This window comes from uncultured Rossellomorea sp., assembly GCF_947488365.1.
Taxonomy (GTDB): Bacteria; Bacillota; Bacilli; order Bacillales; family Bacillaceae_B; genus Rossellomorea.
Genome location: NZ_CANKZT010000001.1, coordinates 985,793 through 1,008,346 on the forward strand (window position 1 = coordinate 985,793; position 22,554 = coordinate 1,008,346).

General features: G+C 41.4%; 20 protein-coding genes. 1 reads left to right on the forward strand and 19 read right to left on the reverse strand.

All coding sequences use genetic code 11. From position 1 onward, the window contains the following. Positions 1-29: 29 nt before the first annotated feature. From thrS to Q1B03_RS05315, 18 genes are all read right to left on the reverse strand, one after another. Positions 30-1,961 (reverse strand): threonine--tRNA ligase, encoded by a 1,932-nt coding sequence (gene thrS, locus Q1B03_RS05230; protein ID WP_299738943.1) that lies wholly within the window; start codon positions 1,959-1,961, stop codon positions 30-32. 365 nt (positions 1,962-2,326) lie between these two features. After that, positions 2,327-3,193 carry a putative sporulation protein YtxC gene (locus tag Q1B03_RS05235; RefSeq protein WP_299738945.1) on the reverse strand — a complete coding sequence of 289 codons (867 nt, stop codon included), beginning with the start codon at positions 3,191-3,193 and terminating at the stop codon, positions 2,327-2,329. Positions 3,194-3,300: 107 nt separating this feature from the next. After that, on the reverse strand, positions 3,301-3,612 hold the full coding sequence (locus Q1B03_RS05240) for a hypothetical protein (RefSeq protein WP_299738947.1): 312 nt from the start codon (positions 3,610-3,612) through the stop codon (positions 3,301-3,303). Position 3,613: 1 nt separating this feature from the next. Then, on the reverse strand, positions 3,614-4,546 hold the full coding sequence (gene dnaI / locus Q1B03_RS05245) for a primosomal protein DnaI (RefSeq protein ID WP_299738949.1): 933 nt from the start codon (positions 4,544-4,546) through the stop codon (positions 3,614-3,616). 12 nt (positions 4,547-4,558) lie between these two features. Continuing rightward, positions 4,559-5,947 (reverse strand): replication initiation and membrane attachment family protein, encoded by a 1,389-nt coding sequence (locus tag Q1B03_RS05250; RefSeq protein WP_341356699.1) that lies wholly within the window; start codon positions 5,945-5,947, stop codon positions 4,559-4,561. A gap of 68 nt (positions 5,948-6,015) precedes the next feature. Continuing rightward, the gene (gene nrdR, locus Q1B03_RS05255; RefSeq protein WP_044340490.1) at positions 6,016-6,471 is read right to left on the reverse strand and encodes a transcriptional regulator NrdR; all 456 of its coding nucleotides are present in this window, start codon (positions 6,469-6,471) and stop codon (positions 6,016-6,018) included. Positions 6,472-6,553: 82 nt separating this feature from the next. Then, positions 6,554-6,934, reverse strand: coding sequence for a cytosolic protein (locus tag Q1B03_RS05260; RefSeq protein ID WP_299738953.1), 381 nt, complete (start codon positions 6,932-6,934; stop codon positions 6,554-6,556). A 131-nt stretch (positions 6,935-7,065) separates the two neighbouring features. Further along, positions 7,066-7,446: an adenosylmethionine decarboxylase gene (gene speD / locus Q1B03_RS05265; RefSeq protein WP_034756998.1), complete on the reverse strand. Its 381-nt coding sequence runs from the start codon at positions 7,444-7,446 to the stop codon at positions 7,066-7,068. 631 nt (positions 7,447-8,077) lie between these two features. Further along, positions 8,078-9,106 carry a glyceraldehyde-3-phosphate dehydrogenase gene (locus Q1B03_RS05270; RefSeq protein WP_299738962.1) on the reverse strand — a complete coding sequence of 343 codons (1,029 nt, stop codon included), beginning with the start codon at positions 9,104-9,106 and terminating at the stop codon, positions 8,078-8,080. Between the two features lie 523 nt (positions 9,107-9,629). Continuing rightward, complete coding sequence (gene coaE, locus Q1B03_RS05275; RefSeq protein WP_299738964.1) at positions 9,630-10,235, reverse strand: dephospho-CoA kinase; 606 nt, start codon at positions 10,233-10,235, stop codon at positions 9,630-9,632. A gap of 26 nt (positions 10,236-10,261) precedes the next feature. Beyond that, entirely contained in the window at positions 10,262-10,894 is a 633-nt protein-coding gene (gene ytaF / locus Q1B03_RS05280) for a sporulation membrane protein YtaF (RefSeq protein WP_299738965.1), read from the reverse strand. A gap of 68 nt (positions 10,895-10,962) precedes the next feature. Next, positions 10,963-11,787 (reverse strand): DNA-formamidopyrimidine glycosylase, encoded by an 825-nt coding sequence (gene mutM / locus Q1B03_RS05285; protein WP_299738967.1) that lies wholly within the window; start codon positions 11,785-11,787, stop codon positions 10,963-10,965. Between the two features lie 22 nt (positions 11,788-11,809). After that, a complete protein-coding gene (gene polA, locus Q1B03_RS05290; RefSeq protein ID WP_299738969.1) occupies positions 11,810-14,440 on the reverse strand; it encodes a DNA polymerase I in 2,631 nt (876 codons plus the stop codon). 226 nt (positions 14,441-14,666) lie between these two features. Further along, positions 14,667-15,602, reverse strand: coding sequence for a protease modulator HflC (locus Q1B03_RS05295; RefSeq protein WP_299738971.1), 936 nt, complete (start codon positions 15,600-15,602; stop codon positions 14,667-14,669). After that, positions 15,595-16,557 carry an FtsH protease activity modulator HflK gene (gene hflK, locus Q1B03_RS05300; RefSeq protein WP_299738973.1) on the reverse strand — a complete coding sequence of 321 codons (963 nt, stop codon included), beginning with the start codon at positions 16,555-16,557 and terminating at the stop codon, positions 15,595-15,597. The genes Q1B03_RS05295 and hflK overlap by 8 nt, the downstream gene beginning before the upstream one ends. Before the next feature lie 360 nt (positions 16,558-16,917). Continuing rightward, entirely contained in the window at positions 16,918-18,717 is a 1,800-nt protein-coding gene (pnpS, locus tag Q1B03_RS05305; RefSeq protein WP_299738975.1) for a two-component system histidine kinase PnpS, read from the reverse strand. After that, positions 18,714-19,433 carry a response regulator transcription factor gene (locus Q1B03_RS05310; RefSeq protein WP_299738977.1) on the reverse strand — a complete coding sequence of 240 codons (720 nt, stop codon included), beginning with the start codon at positions 19,431-19,433 and terminating at the stop codon, positions 18,714-18,716. The genes pnpS and Q1B03_RS05310 overlap by 4 nt, the downstream gene beginning before the upstream one ends. Positions 19,434-19,685: 252 nt before the next feature. Then, positions 19,686-20,162, reverse strand: a complete 477-nt coding sequence (locus Q1B03_RS05315) for a MaoC/PaaZ C-terminal domain-containing protein (RefSeq protein WP_299738979.1) — start codon at positions 20,160-20,162, stop codon at positions 19,686-19,688. Positions 20,163-21,045: 883 nt separating this feature from the next. On the opposite strand from Q1B03_RS05315, the gene Q1B03_RS05320 reads away from it, so the two are divergent. Further along, a complete protein-coding gene (locus tag Q1B03_RS05320) occupies positions 21,046-22,026 on the forward strand; it encodes an SDR family oxidoreductase (protein ID WP_299738981.1) in 981 nt (326 codons plus the stop codon). Positions 22,027-22,092: 66 nt separating this feature from the next. Here Q1B03_RS05320 and Q1B03_RS05325 read toward each other — a convergent pair whose 3' ends face one another. Next, the gene (locus Q1B03_RS05325) at positions 22,093-22,407 is read right to left on the reverse strand and encodes a hypothetical protein (RefSeq protein WP_299739700.1); all 315 of its coding nucleotides are present in this window, start codon (positions 22,405-22,407) and stop codon (positions 22,093-22,095) included. Between the last annotated feature and the right edge of the window lie 147 nt (positions 22,408-22,554).

The following is a 22,554-nucleotide window of genomic DNA, read 5'->3' on the forward strand; positions in this document are numbered from 1 at the left end:
TGATGCAAGGTCCGTCCCTCTTCCTCATTTTATCGTTTTGCTTCTTTTGTGATGTCTCCGATAAACTCTTCAAGGGAGATTGTTTCTGATTTCTGCTCTCCGTATTTACGGACGTTGACAGCCGTTTCCTTGATTTCATTGTCTCCCACTACAAGCATGTAAGGGACTTTACTCATCTGTGCTTCACGGATTTTGTAGCCGATCTTTTCATTACGATCGTCAATCTCGACACGTAATCCTTCAGCTTGAAGCTTTTCTTTCACTTCTTTCGCATAGTCAAAGTGAACATCCGGAGAAACCGGGATTACCTGAACCTGCGTTGGAGCGAGCCATGTCGGGAATGCTCCTTTGTATTCTTCAATCAGGAATGCCACGAAGCGTTCCATTGTGGATACGACACCACGGTGAATGACTACCGGACGGTGCTGCTTCCCGTCTTCCCCTACATATGTTAAGTCAAAGCGCTCCGGAAGCAGGAAATCCAGTTGAACCGTTGATAGAGTTTCTTCCTTACCAAGGGCTGTTTTCACTTGAACGTCCAGTTTAGGGCCGTAGAATGCCGCTTCCCCTTCAGCTTCAAAGTACTCAACGTCGAGTTCATCCATGGCTTCCTTGATCATCCCTTGTGCACGGTTCCACATCTCATCATCATCGAAGTACTTCTCAGTATCCTCAGGGTCACGATAAGACAGGCGGAAGGAATAGTCCTTCAGATCAAAGTCTTTGTACACTTCCTGAACCAGGCGTACGACACGCTTGAATTCTTCCTTGATTTGATCGGGACGGACAAAGATATGAGCATCGTTCAGAGTCATTCCACGTACACGTTGAAGTCCTGATAGTGCTCCTGATAATTCGTAACGGTGCATCAGACCAAGCTCGGCGATACGGATCGGAAGCTCACGATAGCTGTGAATGCCGTTTTTGTAAATCATCATATGATGAGGGCAGTTCATTGGACGGAGAACAAGGTCTTCGTTATCCATTTCCATAACCGGGAACATGTTTTCCTGATAGTGATCCCAGTGACCGCTTGTTTTATAAAGTTCAACACTTCCCATGACAGGAGTGTACACGTGATCATAGCCTAAGCGCTCTTCTTTATCCACGATATAGCGCTCGATGATGCGACGGATCGTTGCACCTTTAGGCAGCCACATCGGCAGACCTTGTCCCACTTTTTGTGAGTTCATGAATAGGTTTAATTCTTTTCCGATTTTACGGTGATCACGCTCTTTCGCTTCTTCTAAAAGACGCAGATGCTCTTCCAGGTCTTCTTTCTTGAAAAAGGCAGTACCGTAAATTCGTTGAAGCATTTTGTTATCGCTGTTCCCGCGCCAGTATGCCCCGGCGATGCTCAACAGCTTAAACTCTTTAATTTTATTAGTGGACGGAATGTGGATCCCACGACATAGATCGAAGAATTCACCTTGCTCGTAAATCGAGACTTGCTCGCCCTCTGGAATCGCTTCAAGTAATTCAAGCTTATACTCGTCACCGATTTCTTCATACATTTTCTGAGCTTCGTCGCGACTGACTTCTTTACGAACCACCTCTAAGTTTTCACCAGTGATCTTCTTCATTTCTTTCTCGATCAATGGCAGGTCCTCTGGTGTAAACGTGTGCTCGGAATCAATATCATAATAAAACCCGCCTTCGATGACCGGTCCGATTCCGAGCTTTGTCTCAGGGTATAAACGTTTAATCGCCTGAGCCATTAAATGAGCTGTACTGTGACGAAGAATTTCCAGAGCATCTTCTCCTGGAGGTGTAACGATTTCTATCGCCCCATCCTCTTGGATCCCTGTACGCAAGTCGATTAATACATTATTTATTTTACCAGCGAGCGCCTTCTTTTTCAGTCCGGGACTGATGGACGCAGCAATCTCTTCTGTTGTCGTCCCTTTAGGAAACTCCTTTACATTTCCATCAGGGAACTGAATTTTCACTACTTCTGACATGTAATTTCACTCCTTAAATAATCTCTATAAAACATAAAAAACCCCGCCCCTTCACGTTTGAAGGGACGAGGTTAATAAGTAAACTCGTGGTTCCACCCAACTTCTCATTGTGCCCAAAATACAGACAATGACTTCATTGAAAACGAATAACGACATTTAGCCGTCAATCATTACTGTGAATCCGTCAAGATTCAGTTCATAATTGAAGTTCCGAGGTGGTAAATATCACTACCGAATTAGGAAGCTTGCAGCCGGGAGACTTCCCTCTCTGTGAATGGAATAGGAATATTCTTGTCCTCATCATAACCTTTATTTATTGACTTATTATGTAGGTATTATAATCGGTTATGTTTTGAAAAGCAAGCCTATTCATTCGCGATATCCCACGAAGGATACAGAAGCGTGTCAGGAAAATAACTCAACGGCAGGAGATCGATCCGTTCTTCGAAAATGTTCTGAAGCGTCCTGATCAATTGATGGTCACCATTTCCATAGACGAGTATCTTTTCCGGGGCAATGGATAATAACGGAGCAATGGTGTACGAATCAACATATAAGGGATGATTCGTCAATAATCGTTTATCAATCGCCTTTGTCAGTTCCTGGCGTGTCAGCTCTTTCATGTCTTCATCAAAGAAACGATAGCCGTAACCCGTCGAGTACAGATGGATCGTGCGCATTTTCTGCTCCCTCGATGCTAGATACTCCCGCAGCATATGAACAAACATTTGATATTCCTGCTCCATCTTATATTCATCTATAGCAAGATCCACCATGAGGAGGAGTCTCTCCTGAAGGTTCTTCAGCCTGAACTTGCTAAAAGAGTCGAATGATATGGGAGTCTTTCCTTCCAACAATAGCTCCAGGCTGTCATGGACGTATTTGACCTCGTCCCATTCACCAATCAGCTCCATCAATTCAGGTCGTTCACCCATCCTCATCTCTGATACGACTTCTAATATTTGATTGATTTCATCAACATCTTCATAGAAATAATTTTCTTTCAGGGCTGATTCGGACCAGTCCATGCATTTATCATTTAAGACAAAGTGTGAAACCCCATTGAATAGCTTTTCTCTTTCCTTGAAGAAGGGGGAAACCTCTATCGTCAGATTATAGTGAGTTGTATGTTGAAAAAGCGTTTCATGAAACCATGATTGGATGAACTCTTTATTGAGGTATTCTTGAAGCTTTACCGCATCACTTTTTTGCTTAAAAATAAATTCAATCAAACTTTCTCGCCTCCTTAAACCCAATTCCCTGATTTATATATATGGGAGGCTTGTATCATTTAGAAGTTGATGAGGGAATTTAATTGACTCTTTTCTTCACTATGTAGTTATGGACACCATGAACATGCGTTCGCTTCCGTGCACGATGAGTGAATCCGGCCGTTTCTTTCGATAATCCGGACGTTTCTCTCGGAAATCCGGACGTTTCTCTCGGAAATCCAGCCGTTTCTTTCGGAAATCCGGCCGTTTCTCTCGATAATCCAGCCGTTTCTCTCGATAATCCAGCCGAAAACCTCCATAATCCAGCCGTTTTGCAATAATTGTAAAAAAATCACATCAAAATGTCCAATGTCTACACCTAAATTTACACACATAAAAAAGAGAGGAAATCGCATCGCATGTAATTTCCTCTCTTTCAATCTATTCTCTTCTATTCCTTCCATCGATCAACACAGGCTGGGATAGATATTTAATCCGCTCCATGATCCTTGCCGCCTTCAGCTTTTCTTCTTCTCCTCTTTGGCTGTATGTCAAATGATGAGTCAGCTCGCTGAAGTTGAAGTTGGAGGTGAAGAATGTAGGCAGGTTCTCAAGCATTCTGTACTGGAGGATCGTCCCCAAGATCTCATCTCTCCCCCAGCTAGACATCGTTTCTGCGCCGATGTCATCGAGCATGAGTATCGGGGCTGATTTTACCATCTCAAGCTTTTCATTCACCGTATTATCACCGAGTGATTGTTTGATCTCCCTGAAGAACTCGGGAACATACACGATAAGAGAACCGATTTTTTTCTCGGCGAGTTCATTGGCCATGGCCCCTAACAAATAGGACTTGCCGACCCCGAACTTCCCGTAAAAATAGAGTCCTTTCATTTTCGTGCCCTCTGTATAGGTCTCCACGAAATTCTTTGCAAGCCGCACTGCTTCCAGACGGCTTTTCGAATCAAGGTCAAGGGTTGAGAAAGATGCTTGTAAAATATCCTTCGGTACATACAGGCTTTTGATTAGACGCTGGGCGCTCGTCCTTTCATCGTGGATGACTTTTCGAGGGCAGCGATGATAATCAATGTCGATTGTGTTGCCCCTGATCACTAAGTGGGGATCATACCCCTCCATCATATTCTTACACTCCTGTAAAGAAGGGCAATAACGGCATTCCTTACTTTGAGAAATGTATTCATATAACTTCATAAGGCTCTCATTCACCATTTCCCCTGTAACACGGTCTTCATTCCTGCGAATAAAATCCTTCACATCATTGTTTTCAAGAATCTCTTTTTTCATTTGCTCATATCTTTGTTGAAACGAACCAGAAGCCGCCAACCTTTTCAGGGTGTTGTTTATTCTTTCCACCGCTATGTTCACCTACTTCCGAAAATTTTTAAGCTCTTCTTCGAGTTTTTTCTTCTCTGCCTCGAAATCGTATTCTTCCTGAGAGGAATCGTTTTCTTTCTCCACTTCTCCTTCTTGGAACCATTCCGGGAGTTTTTCTGTCCGAATCGGCTTTCTTCGCCTATTCGTTTTATTTTCCTTTTTCCCTTCAGCCCACTCCAAATACTGCTTGTGTTCCTTCTTGGCTAAATCCATTGCTTCGCTTGCAGTCGTAACCTTTTTCCTCGACCAATGAGATGCGATTTTTTCCATATATCCCTTTGTCAGCTTCATATCTGTTTTTAATAGGACATATTGTATAAGAACGTTCATAACACCAAGCGGCAGCTTCTGTGACATGAGCACTTCTTCTACGGCCTGCAGATCAGACTTAGAAGGGGCACCGCCATTCGAAATATCAGATAGTACGTCTTTTGGAGACGTGTTTTCAAGGTATTCAATCAGCTCCTCTTCTTTGGAGAGGGGTTTATACGCTGGTTCAGGTTTCTTGGTCTCGATTCTGGTAGTCAAATCGGGCAATTGATCCCCTGTTTGTAGCCCATACCAATCCCGTGCAGTTTTACGCAATAATTCTATATCGATGGTATCATCAGCATCCAGGGAACTTAAGACGATATTTTTCATTTGAATAGGATCGATGCCGTATAAATAGCTCAGCTTCAGTACCGTTTCCTTCACAGTCGCTGTAAAGGCTTTTCGCGGAACCATGGATTCGGATAATCCCGCCAGCAATAACTGAAAATCAAAATCGATGTCGTCTAATGGAATCCCTTCATTCCTTCCATAGTTCATATATTGTTCACCAGACTTGGTTTCCGAATCCACATTTGCATCATGGTGAAGAAAATTAATTTGCTCCGATGTAAAAACATCCTGAAAGGATCGAGTGATATTCGAGTACTGCTGTTTATCAACCGATTCGTCAGTGAAAAACTTCTTCAAACGCAAGTAATGAGTTCTGCCGATTTTCCGGTAAAGATACACATTCAACATACCATCATGAAAGAATTCCTGAGGGGAAAGAGGAGGCTGCAGTTCATAGAGAAAGCTGCGGTCCCCGTTGTCCCTTTTTTCATATGCCTTTAACAAGCCGATTCCCTCAAGCTTCATCCGCGCTTCGTAGACGTCCTGAAGATTCACGGACAGTATGTTCATAAGGTGATAATGGGTGGAATCAGTCGACCAGAGCCGATTTTCTTCGACTTCTCCCCATAAACTCATATAAAGACTGTAGCACACTGAACCAATTAAAGGCTGGTACAGAAATGTAATGATTTTCCGGTCATATTCCTGAAGCATCCCATTTGTCCCTACCGTGTAGGGATCGATTGGCTGTATTTCATTCCAATGCTTCTTCATCATAGTTGGATTCTACCTTTCAAAGAAATAAAGAGAAAAGAGCTAAAGAATTACATCTTCAGCTCATTCTTCTACTCTTTTTTTATTAATTCTTTCAGTTCGTCTATAAATACATTAATATCCTTAAACTGTCGATAAACAGATGCAAAGCGTACGTATGCAACTTCATCTACCTTGGCAAGTTGATCCATGACCATCTCACCGATCTTAACGGATTCTACCTCAGAAGCACCTTGATTTCGGAGTTCCTTTTCAATATCCGTTGAGATCTTTTCTAATCTCTCAAGAGGTACCGGGCGCTTCTCACAAGCCTTGATCAACCCTCTCAAAATCTTCTCTCGACTAAACTCTTCTCTTACCCCTTCTTTTTTCACCACAATTAAAGGAAGCTCTTCTACCTTCTCGAAGGTCGTGAAGCGAAAAGTGCATTCTTCACATTCTCTTCTTCTCCTGATCGAACGTCCTTCATCAGCAGGCCGGGAGTCCACCACTCGGGTACCATTATGCTGGCAAGACGGGCATTTCATAATATCAGCTCCGTTATTACATACTCTTACTTTCATCATATAAAAAAGCTGCGCTGTACACAAGCTTCTATGGGATTTACCGTTATTTCACTTTTGTCAATTCACTATCAAGCTTCTGATAATAATGGCTGATCTGCGCTTTTAACACCGTATATGTACCAAAGACCTTCCCTTTGTCTGCACTCACCTTGAAATCGACTGCCGTTTCAAAAGGCCTTACGGTGATGACTGTTGCGACGATGAACAGTTGGGGAGTCCCATTTTTACGAACCGTGATTTCCCCTCTGTCCTTAGACTGGGAAATCACCTCATATTCAGAGGATGAGAATAACTCTAGTACTGCATTAAATGCACCTTGATGCATGGATTTATAATATCGTGATTGCAGGTCTTTATCTTCGTGCTTATCAGATGTCTCACATTCTGATTGAAATCGTTTAAACAGGGTACGTATTCCGCTCATATAAAGTTCCTCCCTTTATTTACCCTTATTTTACACGAAAACCGCACGAATGAAAATTCAAAATCAATTCCTTTACAAAAGCACAAAAAAAGAGATGCATCCAATACGCATCTCTTCTGAGTTATTTTCAATTAAAGGGCTTGTGCCTGAGACTTCTTCACTTGTACCGGACCCATACCACGTGGCAATTCGATTGTTTCACGCGTGTCAGCACCAAGAGCATCTGCAATATATTCAGCAGCGATGTTAGGATCTAAATCACCGCAAGTATATACATCTATACTGGCATAACCATGTTCAGGAAAACTGTGAATAGTCAGATGTGATTCTGAAATGATCACAACTCCACTCACACCTTGAGGAGCAAATTTATGGAAAGCTACCTCACGAACCTCTGCACCTGATTTAAGTGCAGCATCGACGAATGTTTTTTCAATTCCTACTACATCGTTTAATTTTTCAAAATCGCAACCCCATAATTCCGAGATTACATGACGACCCATTGTTTCCATTGAGTGTTTCCCCCTTTGACATAATTTTTTTCGTCAAAATGAACGTGTCCTTTGGCAAAATCTTAACTACCACGGGGGAAAGTTAGTCCGAAGAGGTCCTAACCCTTTAAGTAGTTAAATCAGTATTCATTTGCTAATAAGAAGTTCACGAAAAATAGTATACTTTGTTTAAAACTGTTTTGCAATAAATTTTTATAAACTTTTTTATATGGGTGGACGATCGGTTGATTGCAACGAGATTATGCGGGTTATCACCCAAAATAGTAAAGTGAGTTTTGGATTATGTTCTAAATGTTGACCGTTCCTTTTCGCTCCAGGCACTTGCTTTCCGCGGGGCGGGCGGTGAGCCTCCTCGGCTTCGCCTGCGGGGTCTCACCTGTCCCGCTATTCCCGCAGGAGTCAAGTGCCTTCCGCTACAATCCACTCTGTGATGCTACACTTTTTCTAATTATACTTTTTGATAGATAAACATAAAAAAGCTCCTTTGCAGAATTTGTTCCTAAAATATTTAATACATCCCCATTAAATAAAGTGTTCTATACCATCATTCTTAAAAAGCGAAATAAAAGAAAAAAAACGCACCTGGAAAGGTACGTTCTAAGGATGATGCTTATTGTTTATGTTGATTCTTTCAAACGTTGACTTTTTGTTTTGCGTTCATTTTTGTTGCTACGAATTTAGCCAGATCGACGACGCGGCATGAATAGCCCCACTCGTTATCGTACCAGGCAAGTACTTTCACTTTTCGATCTCCCATTACCATCGTGGATAATCCGTCGATGATCGCTGAATGAGGATTTGTATTAAAGTCGATCGAAACCAAAGGTTCTGTTGTGTATTCCAGCACTCCATGTAAAGAACCAAGAGATGCTGTAATAAATGCTTCGTTGATTTCTTCTACTGTTACGTCTCTTTTCACATCTACAACCAGGTCCACTAGTGAAACATTTGGTGTAGGGACACGTAATGCCATTCCGTGAAGCTTGCCGTTTAATTGAGGCAGAACCAATGATAATGCTTTTGCTGCACCAGTCGTTGTCGGGATGATCGACTGGCCGCACGCTCTCGCTCTTCTCAAATCTTTATGGGGATTATCAATATTTTTTTGGTCATTTGTGTAAGCATGGACTGTCGTCATAAGTCCGTTTTCAATACCAAATTGCTCATCTAATACCTTCGCAACTGGTGCTAAGCAGTTCGTTGTACAAGATGCATTTGAAATCACGCTGTGTTCTTCAATATTTAATGCGCTTTCATTTACACCCATCACAATGGTAACGTCTTCATTTTTACCTGGGGCCGTCAGGATGACTTTTTTGGCTCCCGCTTCTAAATGCAGGCTCGCTTTGTCTTTTGAATTGAATTTTCCTGTTGCTTCAATGACAATATCAATATCCAATTCGTTCCAAGGTAATGCTTTAGGATCACGATTGCTTAATAGTAGGACACGTTTCCCGTTGACGATGAGTGCATCATCTTCTGTCACTACATCTGCCTGGAATGTTCCATGATTTGTGTCATACTTTATTAAATGGGCTAGCGTTTCAGCTGGGTAGCTTGCGTTAATGGCTACAACCTCTAAGTTTTCCTCTAATATTGCTTTTCTGAAAACCATTCTCCCAATACGTCCAAAACCATTGATTGCAATTTTCGCCTTCATAAATCCGGCTCCCCTCTATATTAATGTTATACTTATATGTTTATTTGCTAAAAATAGTATAACATATTTAGAGAATTAGTTAATAAGTATTTTGCGGATTTTTAATGTTTTATTATTCTGACAAATCAGCTTATTGAATGTATATTTTTATGGATTGGATTCATACATTTTTTCAATGAAATAGATTTTGATTTTAACATTGATCGTTCCTTTCCGCTCCAGGCACTTTCTTTCCGCGGGGAGGAAGTCGAGGCTCCTCGGCTGCGCCTGCGGGGTCTCGACCTTTCCTCTATTTCCCGCAGGAGTAAAGTGCCTTACGCTACAATCCACTCTGTGCTGATACATATTTACTAACTATACATTTTGACAGACAAACACCATGAGGCTTATATAGATACGTTTAGAGATTGTCCTATATACAAACGCATACCCAAAAACAAATATTTATCGTCATAACTACTAATTCATCTAGTGGACCAAATAAAAAGCCGACAAGAGGTTTCTTGTCGGCTCATTTGTCATTCTATGGTTTTAGATTCCACTCCACTAAGAGTGCATCAAGCTGTTCTTTGGTCTCATGTAGAGATCCGTTGTTGTCGATGACTGCGTCGGCAAGGCTTGCTTTATCCTTTAAGGGGAATTGGGAAGCGATGCGGGATGATGCGTCTTCACGGTTAAAGTTGTTCCGCTCCATCAGGCGGGATAGTTGGGTTTCTTGGTCCACGTATACCACGACTGTGCGATCAACCATCCACGTCAAATCACTTTCGAATAAAAGAGGGATATCCATGAAAATCGTGTGTTTACCAGCTGCAATGGCTTCATCTTTATGTGCGAGCATCATGCTTCTGACGGCAGGATGAACGATTCCATTCAGCTTTTTTCGTTTTTCTTCAGAGTTAAAGATGATTTGACCGAGTTTTTCCCGATTGATGGTTGAATCGTGATCGTGCAGTATGTGTTCACCGAATTCTTCCACAATCGCAAGATAAGCAGGCTGATCAACCTCAACCACCATACGGGCGGCAAGGTCGGCGTCTATTATCGTATATCCTTTTTCATTTAACATAGTTGAAACTGTACTTTTACCACTTGCAATACCACCTGTTAATCCTATAATGGTTCCCATTATCGTATTCCTTTCTAGCTCAGCCACTAAAACCGGAGGATCCCTATAAGGATCAAGAGAACTCCCGGAAGAAATGATACTCGATGAATCCACCGTAAATGAGAGAAGAACTCTCCCATCTTCAATCCTGAGAATAAGAACGTAAAGCTCATCAACAGGATTGCCAAAGTAAGTAATAATGGCGAGAAATTTAATAACGCGGCACCGATTCCGGCACCGAATGCATCGAGTGACAGGGCGATCCCAAGCATGAATGCCTCGATTCCCGTAATCGTACCCGATCTATCAAAGTCTGCCGTTAACGGCCTTCTTAAAATTTGAACCACCAGGCCTATGGATTTGATCTCAAAGTTAATCAGCGTCTTTTCCTGGGATAATACCGTTTCTTTTTCCGGTCTAAAGAACTGGTACAATACGGCCGCTCCTATTACAACTAGAATCAGCCCGCCAATTCTGCCAGCCCAAACCGGTGTGATGATGGATCCGATGGTTTGACCGAGCAACATGGCTAACAATAAAGAGCTTGCCGAACAAATGGATATGATGCTGATTGATTTTGTAGGGATTTTCACTTTTCGTAATCCGTAGGTTAAACCGGTGCTAAAACTATCAAGACTTACAGCAAACGCCAGCAGTAATAAGGAGATTGTTTCACTCATCTAATAGCCCTCCCAAAAATCATTACAATACTATATGGTAAGGGCTTATCAGATGTTAAATGTTCTTTCTACCGTTGGCAATCAGGACAATAGTGAGTCCCTCTCCCTGCAGAAACCTTCTTCTCAATGGGAGTCCCACATTGACGGCACGGCTCTTCTTTCCGGCTATACACGTAGAGGTTCTGTTGGAACATCCCCATTTGACCCTGGGAATTCACGTAGGATCGAATCGTACTTCCACCCATTTCAACGGCTTCGGTTAGCGTATGAATAATTTCTTTATGCAAACGTTCAATTTCTTCCGTTGAAAGGGATTTTGATTTCCTGTCAGGATGTATACCCGCACGGAATAACGCTTCATCTACATAGATGTTCCCCAGTCCCACGAGGACCGTCTGATCTAATAATGTGGCTTTTACGATTCTTTCTGTCTTGCTCAGCTTCTCTGTTAAGTAGTCTGTTGTAAACTCGGATTGGAATGGCTCCGGTCCCAACTGCAGGAGGGGAAGGTGAAGCAACTCCTCCCCTTTCTTGAAAAGGTGCATCGTCCCGAACTTCCGGACATCACGGTATCTGAGTTCTGTGTTATCCGTAAAATGAAAGATCACGTGGGTATGCTTTTCAATCGGGTCCCGGCTATCGGATACGTTATACTTTCCCTCCATTCTCAAGTGAGAAACAAGGGCCACGTCGTTTAAGTAAAAGATCAGGAATTTCCCTCTTCTTCTCATCTCAAGAATTTCCTGCCCCTTCAAGCTATGAACAAACTCATCGGGCTCGTCGGGGTTTTTAATCATCTTTGGCCAAAAAACCGAGACGTCTTTGATTCTCTTCCCAATAACAAGAAGCTCTAACGTCCTTCTGACCGTTTCTACTTCAGGCAGCTCCGGCACTATGCCACCTCCTTCTCAAACTCTATTTCGCGTCGTACCAAGTCTGTCCGTATGAGTAATCGACCTTTAATGGAACCTCAAGCTCCATTGCATTCTCCATCACTTCAGGAACAATCTTCTTCAATACTTCAATTTCTTCTTCAGGTGCTTCAAAGATCAATTCATCATGCACCTGTAACAATAATCGCGATTGAAGATTTTCTTCTTTTAATCGCGCTGCCATATCAATCATCGCCTTCTTGATGATATCGGCTGCACTTCCTTGAATCGGCGTGTTCATCGCTGTACGTTCAGCGAAACTTCTTAAGTTGAAATTACGGCTCGTGATTTCAGGAAGGTAGCGTCGTCGATTCAGCAGGGTCGTCACATACCCCTTCTGCTTTGCATCCTGAACGATGTCATCCATATACTCTTTTACCCCGGGGAAGCTTTCTAAATATTTCTTAATGAATTCCCCTGCTTCTTTTCGTGTAATATCCAGGCTTTGAGAAAGACCGTAGTCACTGATTCCGTAAACGATTCCGAAGTTAACGGCTTTCGCATGCCTTCTCATATTGGATGTGACCTCTTCCTTTGCCACCCCAAAGACGTCCATCGCTGTTTTCGTATGAATGTCCATATCATTCCTGAAGGCTTCCACTAATTTTTCATCCTTGGCAATATGAGCCAGTACACGCAGTTCAATTTGAGAATAGTCCGCAGCGAACATGACCCAGCCCTCTTCAGATGGAATGAACGCCTGACGAATTTTTCTTCCTTCCTCAAGTCTGATCGGAATGTTTTGCAGGTTAGGGTCTGTCGAGCTTAGTCGGCCAGTTTGTGTAAGGGCCTGATTAAACCGTGTATGAATCTTACTGGAATCTTTATGGACGACCTTCAATAACCCCTCTAAATAAGTGGATTGTAACTTCCCTAACTGACGGTAATGAAGGATATGATCAATGATTTCATGTTTGGACTGCAGTTTTTCCAATACATCCGCAGAAGTGGAATAACCGGTTTTCGTTTTCTTGACGACTGGTAAACCCAATTTTTCAAAAAGAATCACCCCAAGCTGCTTGGGAGAATTTATGTTAAAGCTTTCGCCAGCTTGTTCATGGATATTCTTTTCTAATTCTTCCAAACGGTGAGCTAGCTCATCCTTCATGGTGAGCAAACGCTCCTGATCCACCTTCACACCCGTGAATTCCATTTCGGCTAAAATAAGGGCAAGGGGTAATTCTAACTCGGTGAATAATTCATAGAGATCATTTTCTTTCAACTCTTCCATGCATGTGTTCATTAACTCATGAAGAATGAATGCTTTTCGTGCAAGATGCTCTGATAGAATTTCAGTAGAAGGAATTTTCTGCTTGGCACCTTTTCCATAAACCGCTTCATCCGATTCGATAGAAGGCTGACCGTGTCCTTTTGAAATAGAAGCAAAGTCTTCACTCGATTCAGAAGGATTAATAATATAAGACGCTAACAGGAGATCGAACTCAATCCCTTTCATGTCAATTCCTTGTCTTTTTAAAGCAACGACGGTTTCCTTCGAGTTGTAAACATATTTCGCTGCGCTTTCGTTTTCAGCCCAATCCTTAAAGGCTTCAGAATTCAATGCGGTCTCAAGCGTAAAGAAAATTGTGCCTTTCTCATTGTGCAGACTCATCCCGATTATTTCTCCGAGGTGATAATTCTCCTCAAGCATTTCAATGTATAAAGAACTTTCGTCTGAAAGATGTTCTTCTGTGATGGTTTCAACTATTTCAAAGGAGATATCATCCAGCTCCTGGGGCTCCTCCTGGGTGGACTCACCCATCTTCTCAAGTAATGAGTTGAATCCGAGATCCCGGTATACTTCCTTTAGTTTTCCTTCATCCATACCATCATAATTCAATTCTTCTACTCCGATCTCGATTGGAGCTTCTCTGAGGATGGTCGCCAGCTCTTTACTCATGATCGCTTGTTCTTTATTTTCTTCGAGCTTTTCTTTTAATTTTTTCCCACTCACCTGGTCAACGGAGTCAAGCAGCTTTTCAAGGGAATCAAATTCTTTTAGCAGTTTGATCGCTGTTTTCTCACCTACACCCGGCACACCGGGAATATTATCTGAGCTATCCCCCATAAGGCCTTTCATATCGATGATGCGATCAGGTGTGATTTCCCACTTTTCTTTAATGTGCTCGGGAGTATACACTTCGATATCCGTTATGCCTTTTCTCGTAATACAAACCGTCGTAGTCTTCGAGCTTAACTGTGTTAAGTCCTTATCCCCGGAATACACTTTTACCTCAAATCCGTCAGATTCCGCTTGTAGAGAGAGTGTTCCGATAATGTCATCCGCTTCATAGTTTTCTTTTTCATAGCGCTTAATTCCGTAAGCATCCAATAGTTCACGGATATATGGGAACTGCTCGGACAATTCTGGTGGGGTTTTTTGTCTGCCACCTTTGTATTCCTTGAATGTCTTATGTCTGAAAGTCGTTTTTCCTGCATCAAACGCGACTAAAATATGCGATGGTTTTTCGTCTTCCAATATTTTTTGCAGCATGGTGGTAAAACCATACACTGCGTTTGTATGTACACCCTTGTCGTTATTCAATAAAGGCAGTGCAAAGAATGCACGGTAAGCAATGCTATTGCCATCGATCAATACTAATTTTTTGGACATGTAAGTACCTCCTGTAAAGGCTTCTGTTTCTATACGTATATTCTATCATGTTGGGGAATGAAAGGAAAAATGGGGCACTTATAATAGGGAAGGAGATTGCAGCTTTCATCTCAGAACTGCGTGCCACCAAAACAGAGCTTAGCATATCAGCTATCTTTCAGAAGCCAGCTTACATAAAAAAACTCTTGAAGATTGGATACTTACCCATCTTCAAGAGCTTCTTCATTTATTCCGTATATCCCATCAACAGCCTTGCATAAGGGGAGTCGGCTGGTAAAATAATGACCGTTTTATCATCCACTGTTTTCTTATATGTTTCCAGTGTTTTATAGAGGTCGTAGAAGTCGGGATCCTTCGAGAACGACTTGTTGTAAATTTGTGCCGCTTCGGATTCTCCTTCTGCCCTGATGACATTGGCGTCCGCCCCCGCTTTTGCCAGCAGCTCCTTCACCTCACGATCTGTTTCAGCCGTGATTCTTTGTTTCTCCGCATCCCCCATGGAAAGGTATTCCTGAGCCTTTGATTCACGCTCTGAAATCATGCGCGTATAAACAGAGTTTTCATTTGCTTCCGGTAAATCCGTACGCTTCATGCGAACGTCCTGAACGACAATCCCATATCCATCCCTGTCAAGCAGCTCATTCACCTTGGCAGTCACTCGATCGTTTAAGCTTCCACGTGAAGACTTTTCATCATTGATGATTTCATCATACTCCAGCTGACCAAGCTCTGACCTGACGACAGAGTAGATGAACTCTTCCATTTTCGTCTCCGCATTGATCACCGTTCTTGCATTCTTGATCATTTTAAGAGGATCTTCGATTCGCCAGACGGCATAGTTGTCGATGAGCATCCGCTTTTTGTCTTTCGTATTGATTTCGGCTTCCGTTACATCATACGTCATTTGATGCTTAGGTAGGGTTGTGACAGACTGAATGAACGGAATCTTATATTTCAAGCCAGGTTCTTTGTCTATTCTTACAACTTCCCCAAATTGACGGACGACTTTATATTCCCCTTCTTTGACAATAAAGAGATTTGTAAATAGGAGAAGGAGGACAGCAAGGAGAATGACAAGGAAGATCCCTAGCTTTGTATACCGTTTCCACTCAATCGGTTCCCTTTTTTTGCGATTGATGTCAAAGACGTTTTGATCACTCATTCTCATCACTTCCTTCCTGTTTAACCGGGGCGTTTTGATTTTCCAGTTGACGGATAGGGAAGTATTTCAACGTTTCTCCACTATCCTTCATGATGTAGATTTCCGCATTTGGCAGAACATTTTCCAGGGTTTCCAACACAAGACGTTTTCTTGTGATCTCAGGATTCGATTTATATTCATTGTAGAGCTTATCGAAAACGGCTACATCTCCACGTGCCTGCTCCACACGTGCAATCTTATCCCCTTTTGCCCTGGACATGATCGCATCTTTTTCACCTTGTGCTTCATTTGATCGTTGGTTCCGGTATTTCTTTGCTTCGTTGATTTTCGTATTCATCGTTTCCCTCGCATCCGTTACGGCTGTAAAAGCTGATCGAACCTCTGCATTCGGTAGCTCTACGTCCTGTAATTTGACAGCGAGTATGGAAATACCAATATCATAATCATCTATAAGGGTGGTTAATAAATCCCTCACGTCTGCCTCGATTTCAGCTTTTCCCGACGTTAACGCATCATCTATCAAGGAGCTTCCTATAATGCTTCTTAGTGAAGATGAAGTGGCATCATAAAGAATTTCCTTCGGGTTGTCAGAGTTAAATAAGTAACTTTCAGGATCCGTGATTTTCCATTGAACCACGAGATCGGCGAGAACGATATATTCATCTCCTGTGATCATCTTCGTTTCTTTTGGGAAATCCTTTATCTTCCCATCCTTTTCTTCATACCCGAATTGAAGACTGAAGGTTTCTTTCGATAGGACTTCTACGGATTGCATTGGCCATGGCATCTTGAAATGCAGGCCAGGCTCCACAACCGGCTCACCGGCTTCCCCAAATGTCAACACAAGAGCTTGTTCCGATTCATCAACGGTATACCAGGAAGTCAATAGCACAACAATCAAAATAACCGCTGCCACAACCATCCCTGTTACCATGTAAATTCGTTTTAAAGTCATATGCACCCTCCCTTTTCTATCTCTATATCTTATTAAGCGCTTACTAAGATATACGGACTTACTACAAAAAGGTTTCAAGAATATTAAGAGAATATGACAAATAGAGGCAGTATACTTTTTAATGAAAAATTAACTTGAGGAAAAAGGGGATGGATAAAGCCGGTACGTATAGTTTCGACCCACACCGACATTCATTTAAAGGCAACGCTTTCAAAATGAAAAGCGAAAAGACGAGAACGGGGTTAGTTCTCGCCTTTTCTTAACACCTTGGATGAAGGGGTTTCACTTAGTATCGTAACACCCTTTTATTAACAGGACTTAAATCTATTGTAAATGCAATGTAAAATAATTGTAAACTTACTAAGATTTGCTCGTCCCTTCACCCAACGTATAGCTTGAAGACTGTTTGTATAAGGAGACTGTGAACGTCGTGCCTTCATTCACTTCACTGTCCACTTCAATATTTCCTTCATGGGCTTCGATTATATGCTTCACAATGGCTAAACCTAAGCCCGTTCCGCCAGAATTACGGCTTCTTGCTTTGTCCACCCGGTAAAATCGTTCAAAAATGCGTGGAAGTTCTTCTTTACTGATTCCCATGCCATTATCCTTGATGCTCACATGAACCTTTTCTTTATCTTCCATCACTGAAATCAAGACATCTCCGCCCTTTGGAGTGTAAACAATGGCGTTGCTGATCAAATTAATAAAAACTTGCTTTAATCGATAGGAGTCTACTTCTGCAAGCCCCCTTGAATCAAAGGAAGTTTGAAGAGAGATGTCTTTTGATTTCGCTTTTTCATTCAGAATAGGCATCACGTCTTCAATTAAAGCAGCAACCTCAACCTCTTGAAGGGAGAGCTCGAACCCCTGTTTTTCAATCTTGGATAATTCCAGCAAGTCTTGTATAAGAGATTGCAGACGGTCGCTTTCCATCAGAATGATATCCAGGAAAGATTTTAACGTTTCAGGATCATTCATCGCCCCATCCAATAACGTTTCCGAGAAACCTTTAATAGAGGTGATCGGTGTTTTCAACTCATGGGAAACATTCGCGACAAAGTCTTTTCTCATTTGCTCGAGCTTTTTGAGCTCCGTGATGTCATGGAATACCACGACAATCCCTTTCCACTCATCGTTATGACCGATGATCGGAGCTCCATATACTTCATAATGCTTTCTTTCTATTTTATGAGGAAGAAGGATCTGCTTTCTTAACCGTTCCTCTGTCATGAAGATTTCTTCCACAAGCTTATTCACTTCCTGATAGTGAATGACCTCATGGTATCTTACTTTTTTCAGCTGGCTTTCTTCCAGATTAAAGAAATCCCTGAAGGTCCTGTTCGTCAGTACAACAAACCCGCGATGATCAATTAATAGAAGGGCACTCCCCATATTTTCAATCAGCGTTGTTAAGCGGTCCTGCTGCATTTCCTGGGAATTCACCATTTCCTGAAGATTACGCGCGAGAATGTTAATGGAGGTACTTAACATAGTCGTTTCATCCAGGCGGTCTTCGTATGTCCTTGCCCGATAATTCCCCTTGGCGAGCTCCATTGCCACATTCGTTGCCGATTCAATGGGCTTTGTATACCTCACCGTAATTCTCGAACCCAAAATGATAATGAGAATTAACGCAAGACCCAGGGAAACGGATAGCACAAACCAAATTTGCTGTATCCCTTTCTCGAAGGCTTCTACTTCGGTACTCATGATAAGCAGTCCATTTAATTGGTCATTCTCCCCCTTAAGCGGGTACCAGTAATACCTGTACTCCACACCCGAAGTCACAAGTTTTCTATGCTTTTGCTTTACATCCCAGTTCTCCTGGATTTCATTGATGATCCTCTTTTGCTGAGGACCAACCAGTGATTCCGAGGTTTCCGTATCATGGACTACACTCCCTGATTTATCTAGAATGGTAATCCTGACATCCAATATGTCACTCAATTCTTTGATCATGTCCGGATTGATTTCTTTCGGTGTCCCGTTTTCTTCAATGGAATTAGCCAGTAACCTTGCCTCTTTTTGAATACGGGAATTAAATGTGTCCAGATAGAAATTCTTGAAGATTTGACCTAAAAGCAAACCAAGCCCTATTAATACAGCGATGATCAGGGTGATTAGAGCAAAAAGAAGTTTTGTTCTAAACTTGGTCATCGATTTTTAGGCTCCTCCAATTTATATCCAAGACCACGGATGGTTTTAATATATATTGGCTTTTTCGTGTTGGATTCTATTTTTTCTCGTAGATGACTGATATGAACATCGACTATTCTGGTGTCTCCTGCGAAATCATAATTCCATACCGCACTCAGCAGTTGATCTCTCGTCAACACTCTGCCTTTATTATCCGTCAAGTATAATAGAAGCTCGAATTCCTTGGGTGTTAATTCCAGTAATTCTCCTTGGAAATACGCCTCATATTGTTCAGGATACACCTTTAATTCCCCTACTTCCTTGTAATCCGTAGGTTCCTGGGCAACTGGTTCTGCCGCTTCCTGAATGGCCTGGCTGCGTCTAAGGATCGCCTTGACCCTAGCAACCACTTCACGTGGACTGAACGGTTTTGTCATATAGTCGTCCGCCCCGAGCTCCAATCCAAGAACTTTATCAAATTCGTCATCCTTAGCCGTTAACATAAGAATGGGGATATTAATCTTCCTTTGTCGCAGTTCTTTACACACTTCAATTCCATCCATGGAAGGAAGCATGAGGTCAAGAATAATTAAGTCCGGGGATTGCTCAATCGCTTTATCCCTTCCTTCTTCACCATCATGTGCCGTTGTAACGGAATAACCGGATTGTTCAAGATTGTACTTTAAGAGTGTTGCAATAGATTGTTCATCATCGACTACCAAGATTTTTTTGCTCATTCAATGTGCCTCCATACAAAAGAAAATTAACCCCAACATCCAACGTAATTATGTAATTGTACTTCCATTATAATATAAATCTCGGGGCTTACCATCATTTAAAGAGATTTAACACTTTTTAGTTTTCTTGCAGTGCGTTACTAAGTGACTCAAACGTTGTTCTCTTCTTTAATAGGATGTACGATTCCCGCTTTCATTATCATTTTTATGCATAATAAAAGGAGCTATGGATATCATAGCTCCCTCTTGTTTTTAGAAGTTTTCTAATGCATGACTATTCATTTTTTCTAAGCGATGAGGTGGACAAACCTTGATTGTCCCGTTAATAACCGTCTCACTCTCTTCATTCGTAGCCGATACATTGATGGTTACTAAATGATTATCCGGATTCACTTCTGTCACTTCAAATAGAAATTGTACTGTGGCATAGTGATAGACCGGCTTAGGGAATTCAATATTTTGCTCTACTATATGAGAGCCCGGACCAGGTAGATATTTAGAAACGGCTGACGTGATGATGCCTGTTAACATGATTGAAGGAACAATCGGCTTTTTGAATGGCGTTTGAGAAGCATAATCATGCTGGATGTATAATGGATTGGCATCATTTGTGAGCCCTAAGTAAAGAAGCAGTTCGTTATCTTCTATTTTTTCTGTAAGGGTCAGCTTTTCACCAATCGTCATTTCCTCGATTTTTCTTCCCAGTTTTCTCTTTTTCCCTAATAACATAAGAAGCACCTCCGTGTATGTAAACGATTACAATTTTAAATAATAAAAATTGTTTTTATTATCTGTCTATTAATATTTTAACATTTATAGGGTTTCCATACAAAGAGTTTTTACGCATGGGGTGGTTATTTTTAAGAGGATTCTCTTCGTTTACTATTTTGCTACTGACTCTGCGGTTATGCTCTGTTCAATGAGTTTGGTGATTGATAGTAAGAAGTCGATGAACAGAGCTATAAAGTTTGTTCAACTATGCTGCCCAATAATTGAAGAGGCAATGGCTTGGGAACAAGTTGGCTGATCTTCGCTTATTGCCCCGTTAGTTGAATATTTCTTATAAAAAATCTCCTCTTATTTAGCCTGTACGATTAGTATGCATCAAATGCAAAGTAGAAGCTATGCTTTTAGTATCTGGTATTATAATCACTTTATTTCTATATTGATCTAACCTTGCTTCAAAATTTGCCCTATCCCTCTCAAAATCTCTTGTCCATTTATACATCATTTTTAACATAGTAATATCTGGTTTATAATTACACTTTTCAAAACCAAGATTCTGCTTTAAAAACCGAATTAGAATCCTTATCTTTCACTTCCAAAGTGGTGTATCACTTTTGAGCGGGGGGTTGCCTCGCTCATCTTTCCAAGTTGTAGGTACTTTGAACTTATATGGATGAACAAGCAAATTTTCTTCGAAGCTCTTACCACTATCAAGGGGTAGAATGTTGAGTAAGCTCCTTTTCCTAAAGGTCAGTTCAGTAAAAAAAGGAGGTAGAATACGCTTCTGTGTTGAAAGCAAACAACTTTTTTCACACTTTAATTACTTTATTTGTAGTGAACAACATATACATTCCCTAGAAGAAAATTATTTCTATGGGAGGTTTCTATGGATCAAAAGGATCAAAGTCGTCAATTAGACCAAATAAAGCAAATGCAACAAATGTTTAAAGCGAACATGAAAACTCAACCTTATCCCATGTACCCTAACTATGGGAAAATCACACGTTACGAAGAAATTCCTATAAGTTTACCTGAACAGCGCCAGCTGCGTCACCCCGGAGTGGAAAAATTAATGGTCCCCCTTCCAATTATCGAAAACCCGAACTATAAAGGGAGTGGAAAGTTAACAGGAAAAGTAGCACTTATTACAGGGGGTGACAGTGGTATTGGTGCAGCAGTAGCAATTGCGTTTGCTAAAGAAGGCGCAGATGTTGCTATTTCATACTTAGATGAACATGAGGATGCAAATAGAACAAAAACGAGGATTGAACAACTCGGACAACGTTGTTTACTAATGCCTGGTGACTTGCGAGACAAACAACAGTGTATCTCCATTGTAGAACAAACAGTAAATACGTTTGGACGTCTAGATATTCTTTGTAACCACGTTGGTATCCAATTCCAACAACTAAGTCTGCTTGACATTACAGATGAGCAATTCGATGATACCTTCAAAGTTAATATATACTCTCATTTTTACACAACAAGAGCAGCGCTTCCTCATTTAAAACCAGGCAGCTCAATCATTGGCACTTCTTCAGTGGTAACGTATGTAGGTGAGCAGCAAATGATTGATTACACAGCCACAAAAGGCGCAATAGTTGGTTGGACACGTGCATTGGCTAATAATGTCGTGAAGCAAGGGATTCGAGTCAATGCTGTCGCCCCCGGCCGAATTTGGACCCCGCTTATTTCAGCAAGTTTCTCGTCAGACCAAGTAGCTGTATATGGAGCGTTTAATCCAATGGAACGAGTTGCCCATCCATTTGAACTTGCACCAACCTTTGTCTATCTTGCTTCTGATGATTCTCGTTTTGTTACTGGTCAAGTCCTTCATGTTGATGGGGGAGAATCCACACATTCCTAATGGAAGGGAGTTACCATTTTGAGATATGAATTTAATCCAGAAGTAAAGCTATTGCTAGTAAACCATTCAAATGAAAAAGTAAAGATGGTCTATATGGAGGATTCCTGGCCAATGTCTAAAATAGGACTTAGACCACCATACTATTGCTACCCAAGTTACGAGCTTAATTATCCAATAATCTAGTAATAACATACAAAAAGCTTCTATACACCGTTTGATAATCCATTCAACATTTCGCTTAGGGTTCGCAATTATGCTAACTTTCAATTCATCCACTAAAAAATAATAAGAAACTAGTTTTGTCCCAGTCTCTTTCTCTTTCTCTTTCTCTTTCTCTTTCTCTTTCTCTTTCTCTTTCTCTTTCTTAAGTGAAGCACTCACAATGAATGAATCTCCCCAAAAGAATCATACCAGAAAATAACAAAACAAGTGTAAAGAGTTGTTCCAATAAATGGCCCGTTTGTTGAATAAAAAAACCCTGTTGTGAATCATACAACAAGGTTTTTTAACGGTCACTTCTTTTACCAA

Bases quoted from the DNA above. Each gene is read 5' to 3' on its own strand.
- polA (WP_299738969.1), bottom strand. From the start codon at position 14,440: ATGTCCAAAAAATTAGTATTGATCGATGGCAATAGCATTGCTTACCGT.
- Q1B03_RS05260 (WP_299738953.1), bottom strand. From the start codon at position 6,934: ATGAGCGGAATACGTACCCTGTTTAAACGATTTCAATCAGAATGTGAG.
- Q1B03_RS05315 (WP_299738979.1), bottom strand. From the start codon at position 20,162: ATGTTATTAGGGAAAAAGAGAAAACTGGGAAGAAAAATCGAGGAAATG.
- Q1B03_RS05250 (WP_341356699.1), bottom strand. From the start codon at position 5,947: ATGATGAAGAAGCATTGGAATGAAATACAGCCAATCGATCCCTACACG.
- nrdR (WP_044340490.1), bottom strand. From the start codon at position 6,471: ATGAAATGCCCGTCTTGCCAGCATAATGGTACCCGAGTGGTGGACTCC.
- Q1B03_RS05310 (WP_299738977.1), bottom strand. From the start codon at position 19,433: ATGAGCAAAAAAATCTTGGTAGTCGATGATGAACAATCTATTGCAACA.
- pnpS (WP_299738975.1), bottom strand. From the start codon at position 18,717: ATGACCAAGTTTAGAACAAAACTTCTTTTTGCTCTAATCACCCTGATC.
- thrS (WP_299738943.1), bottom strand. From the start codon at position 1,961: ATGTCAGAAGTAGTGAAAATTCAGTTCCCTGATGGAAATGTAAAGGAG.
- Q1B03_RS05320 (WP_299738981.1), top strand. From the start codon at position 21,046: ATGGATCAAAAGGATCAAAGTCGTCAATTAGACCAAATAAAGCAAATG.
- coaE (WP_299738964.1), bottom strand. From the start codon at position 10,235: ATGGGAACCATTATAGGATTAACAGGTGGTATTGCAAGTGGTAAAAGT.
- speD (WP_034756998.1), bottom strand. From the start codon at position 7,446: ATGGAAACAATGGGTCGTCATGTAATCTCGGAATTATGGGGTTGCGAT.
- Q1B03_RS05295 (WP_299738971.1), bottom strand. From the start codon at position 15,602: ATGAGTGATCAAAACGTCTTTGACATCAATCGCAAAAAAAGGGAACCG.
- ytaF (WP_299738965.1), bottom strand. From the start codon at position 10,894: ATGAGTGAAACAATCTCCTTATTACTGCTGGCGTTTGCTGTAAGTCTT.
- hflK (WP_299738973.1), bottom strand. From the start codon at position 16,557: ATGACTTTAAAACGAATTTACATGGTAACAGGGATGGTTGTGGCAGCG.
- Q1B03_RS05270 (WP_299738962.1), bottom strand. From the start codon at position 9,106: ATGAAGGCGAAAATTGCAATCAATGGTTTTGGACGTATTGGGAGAATG.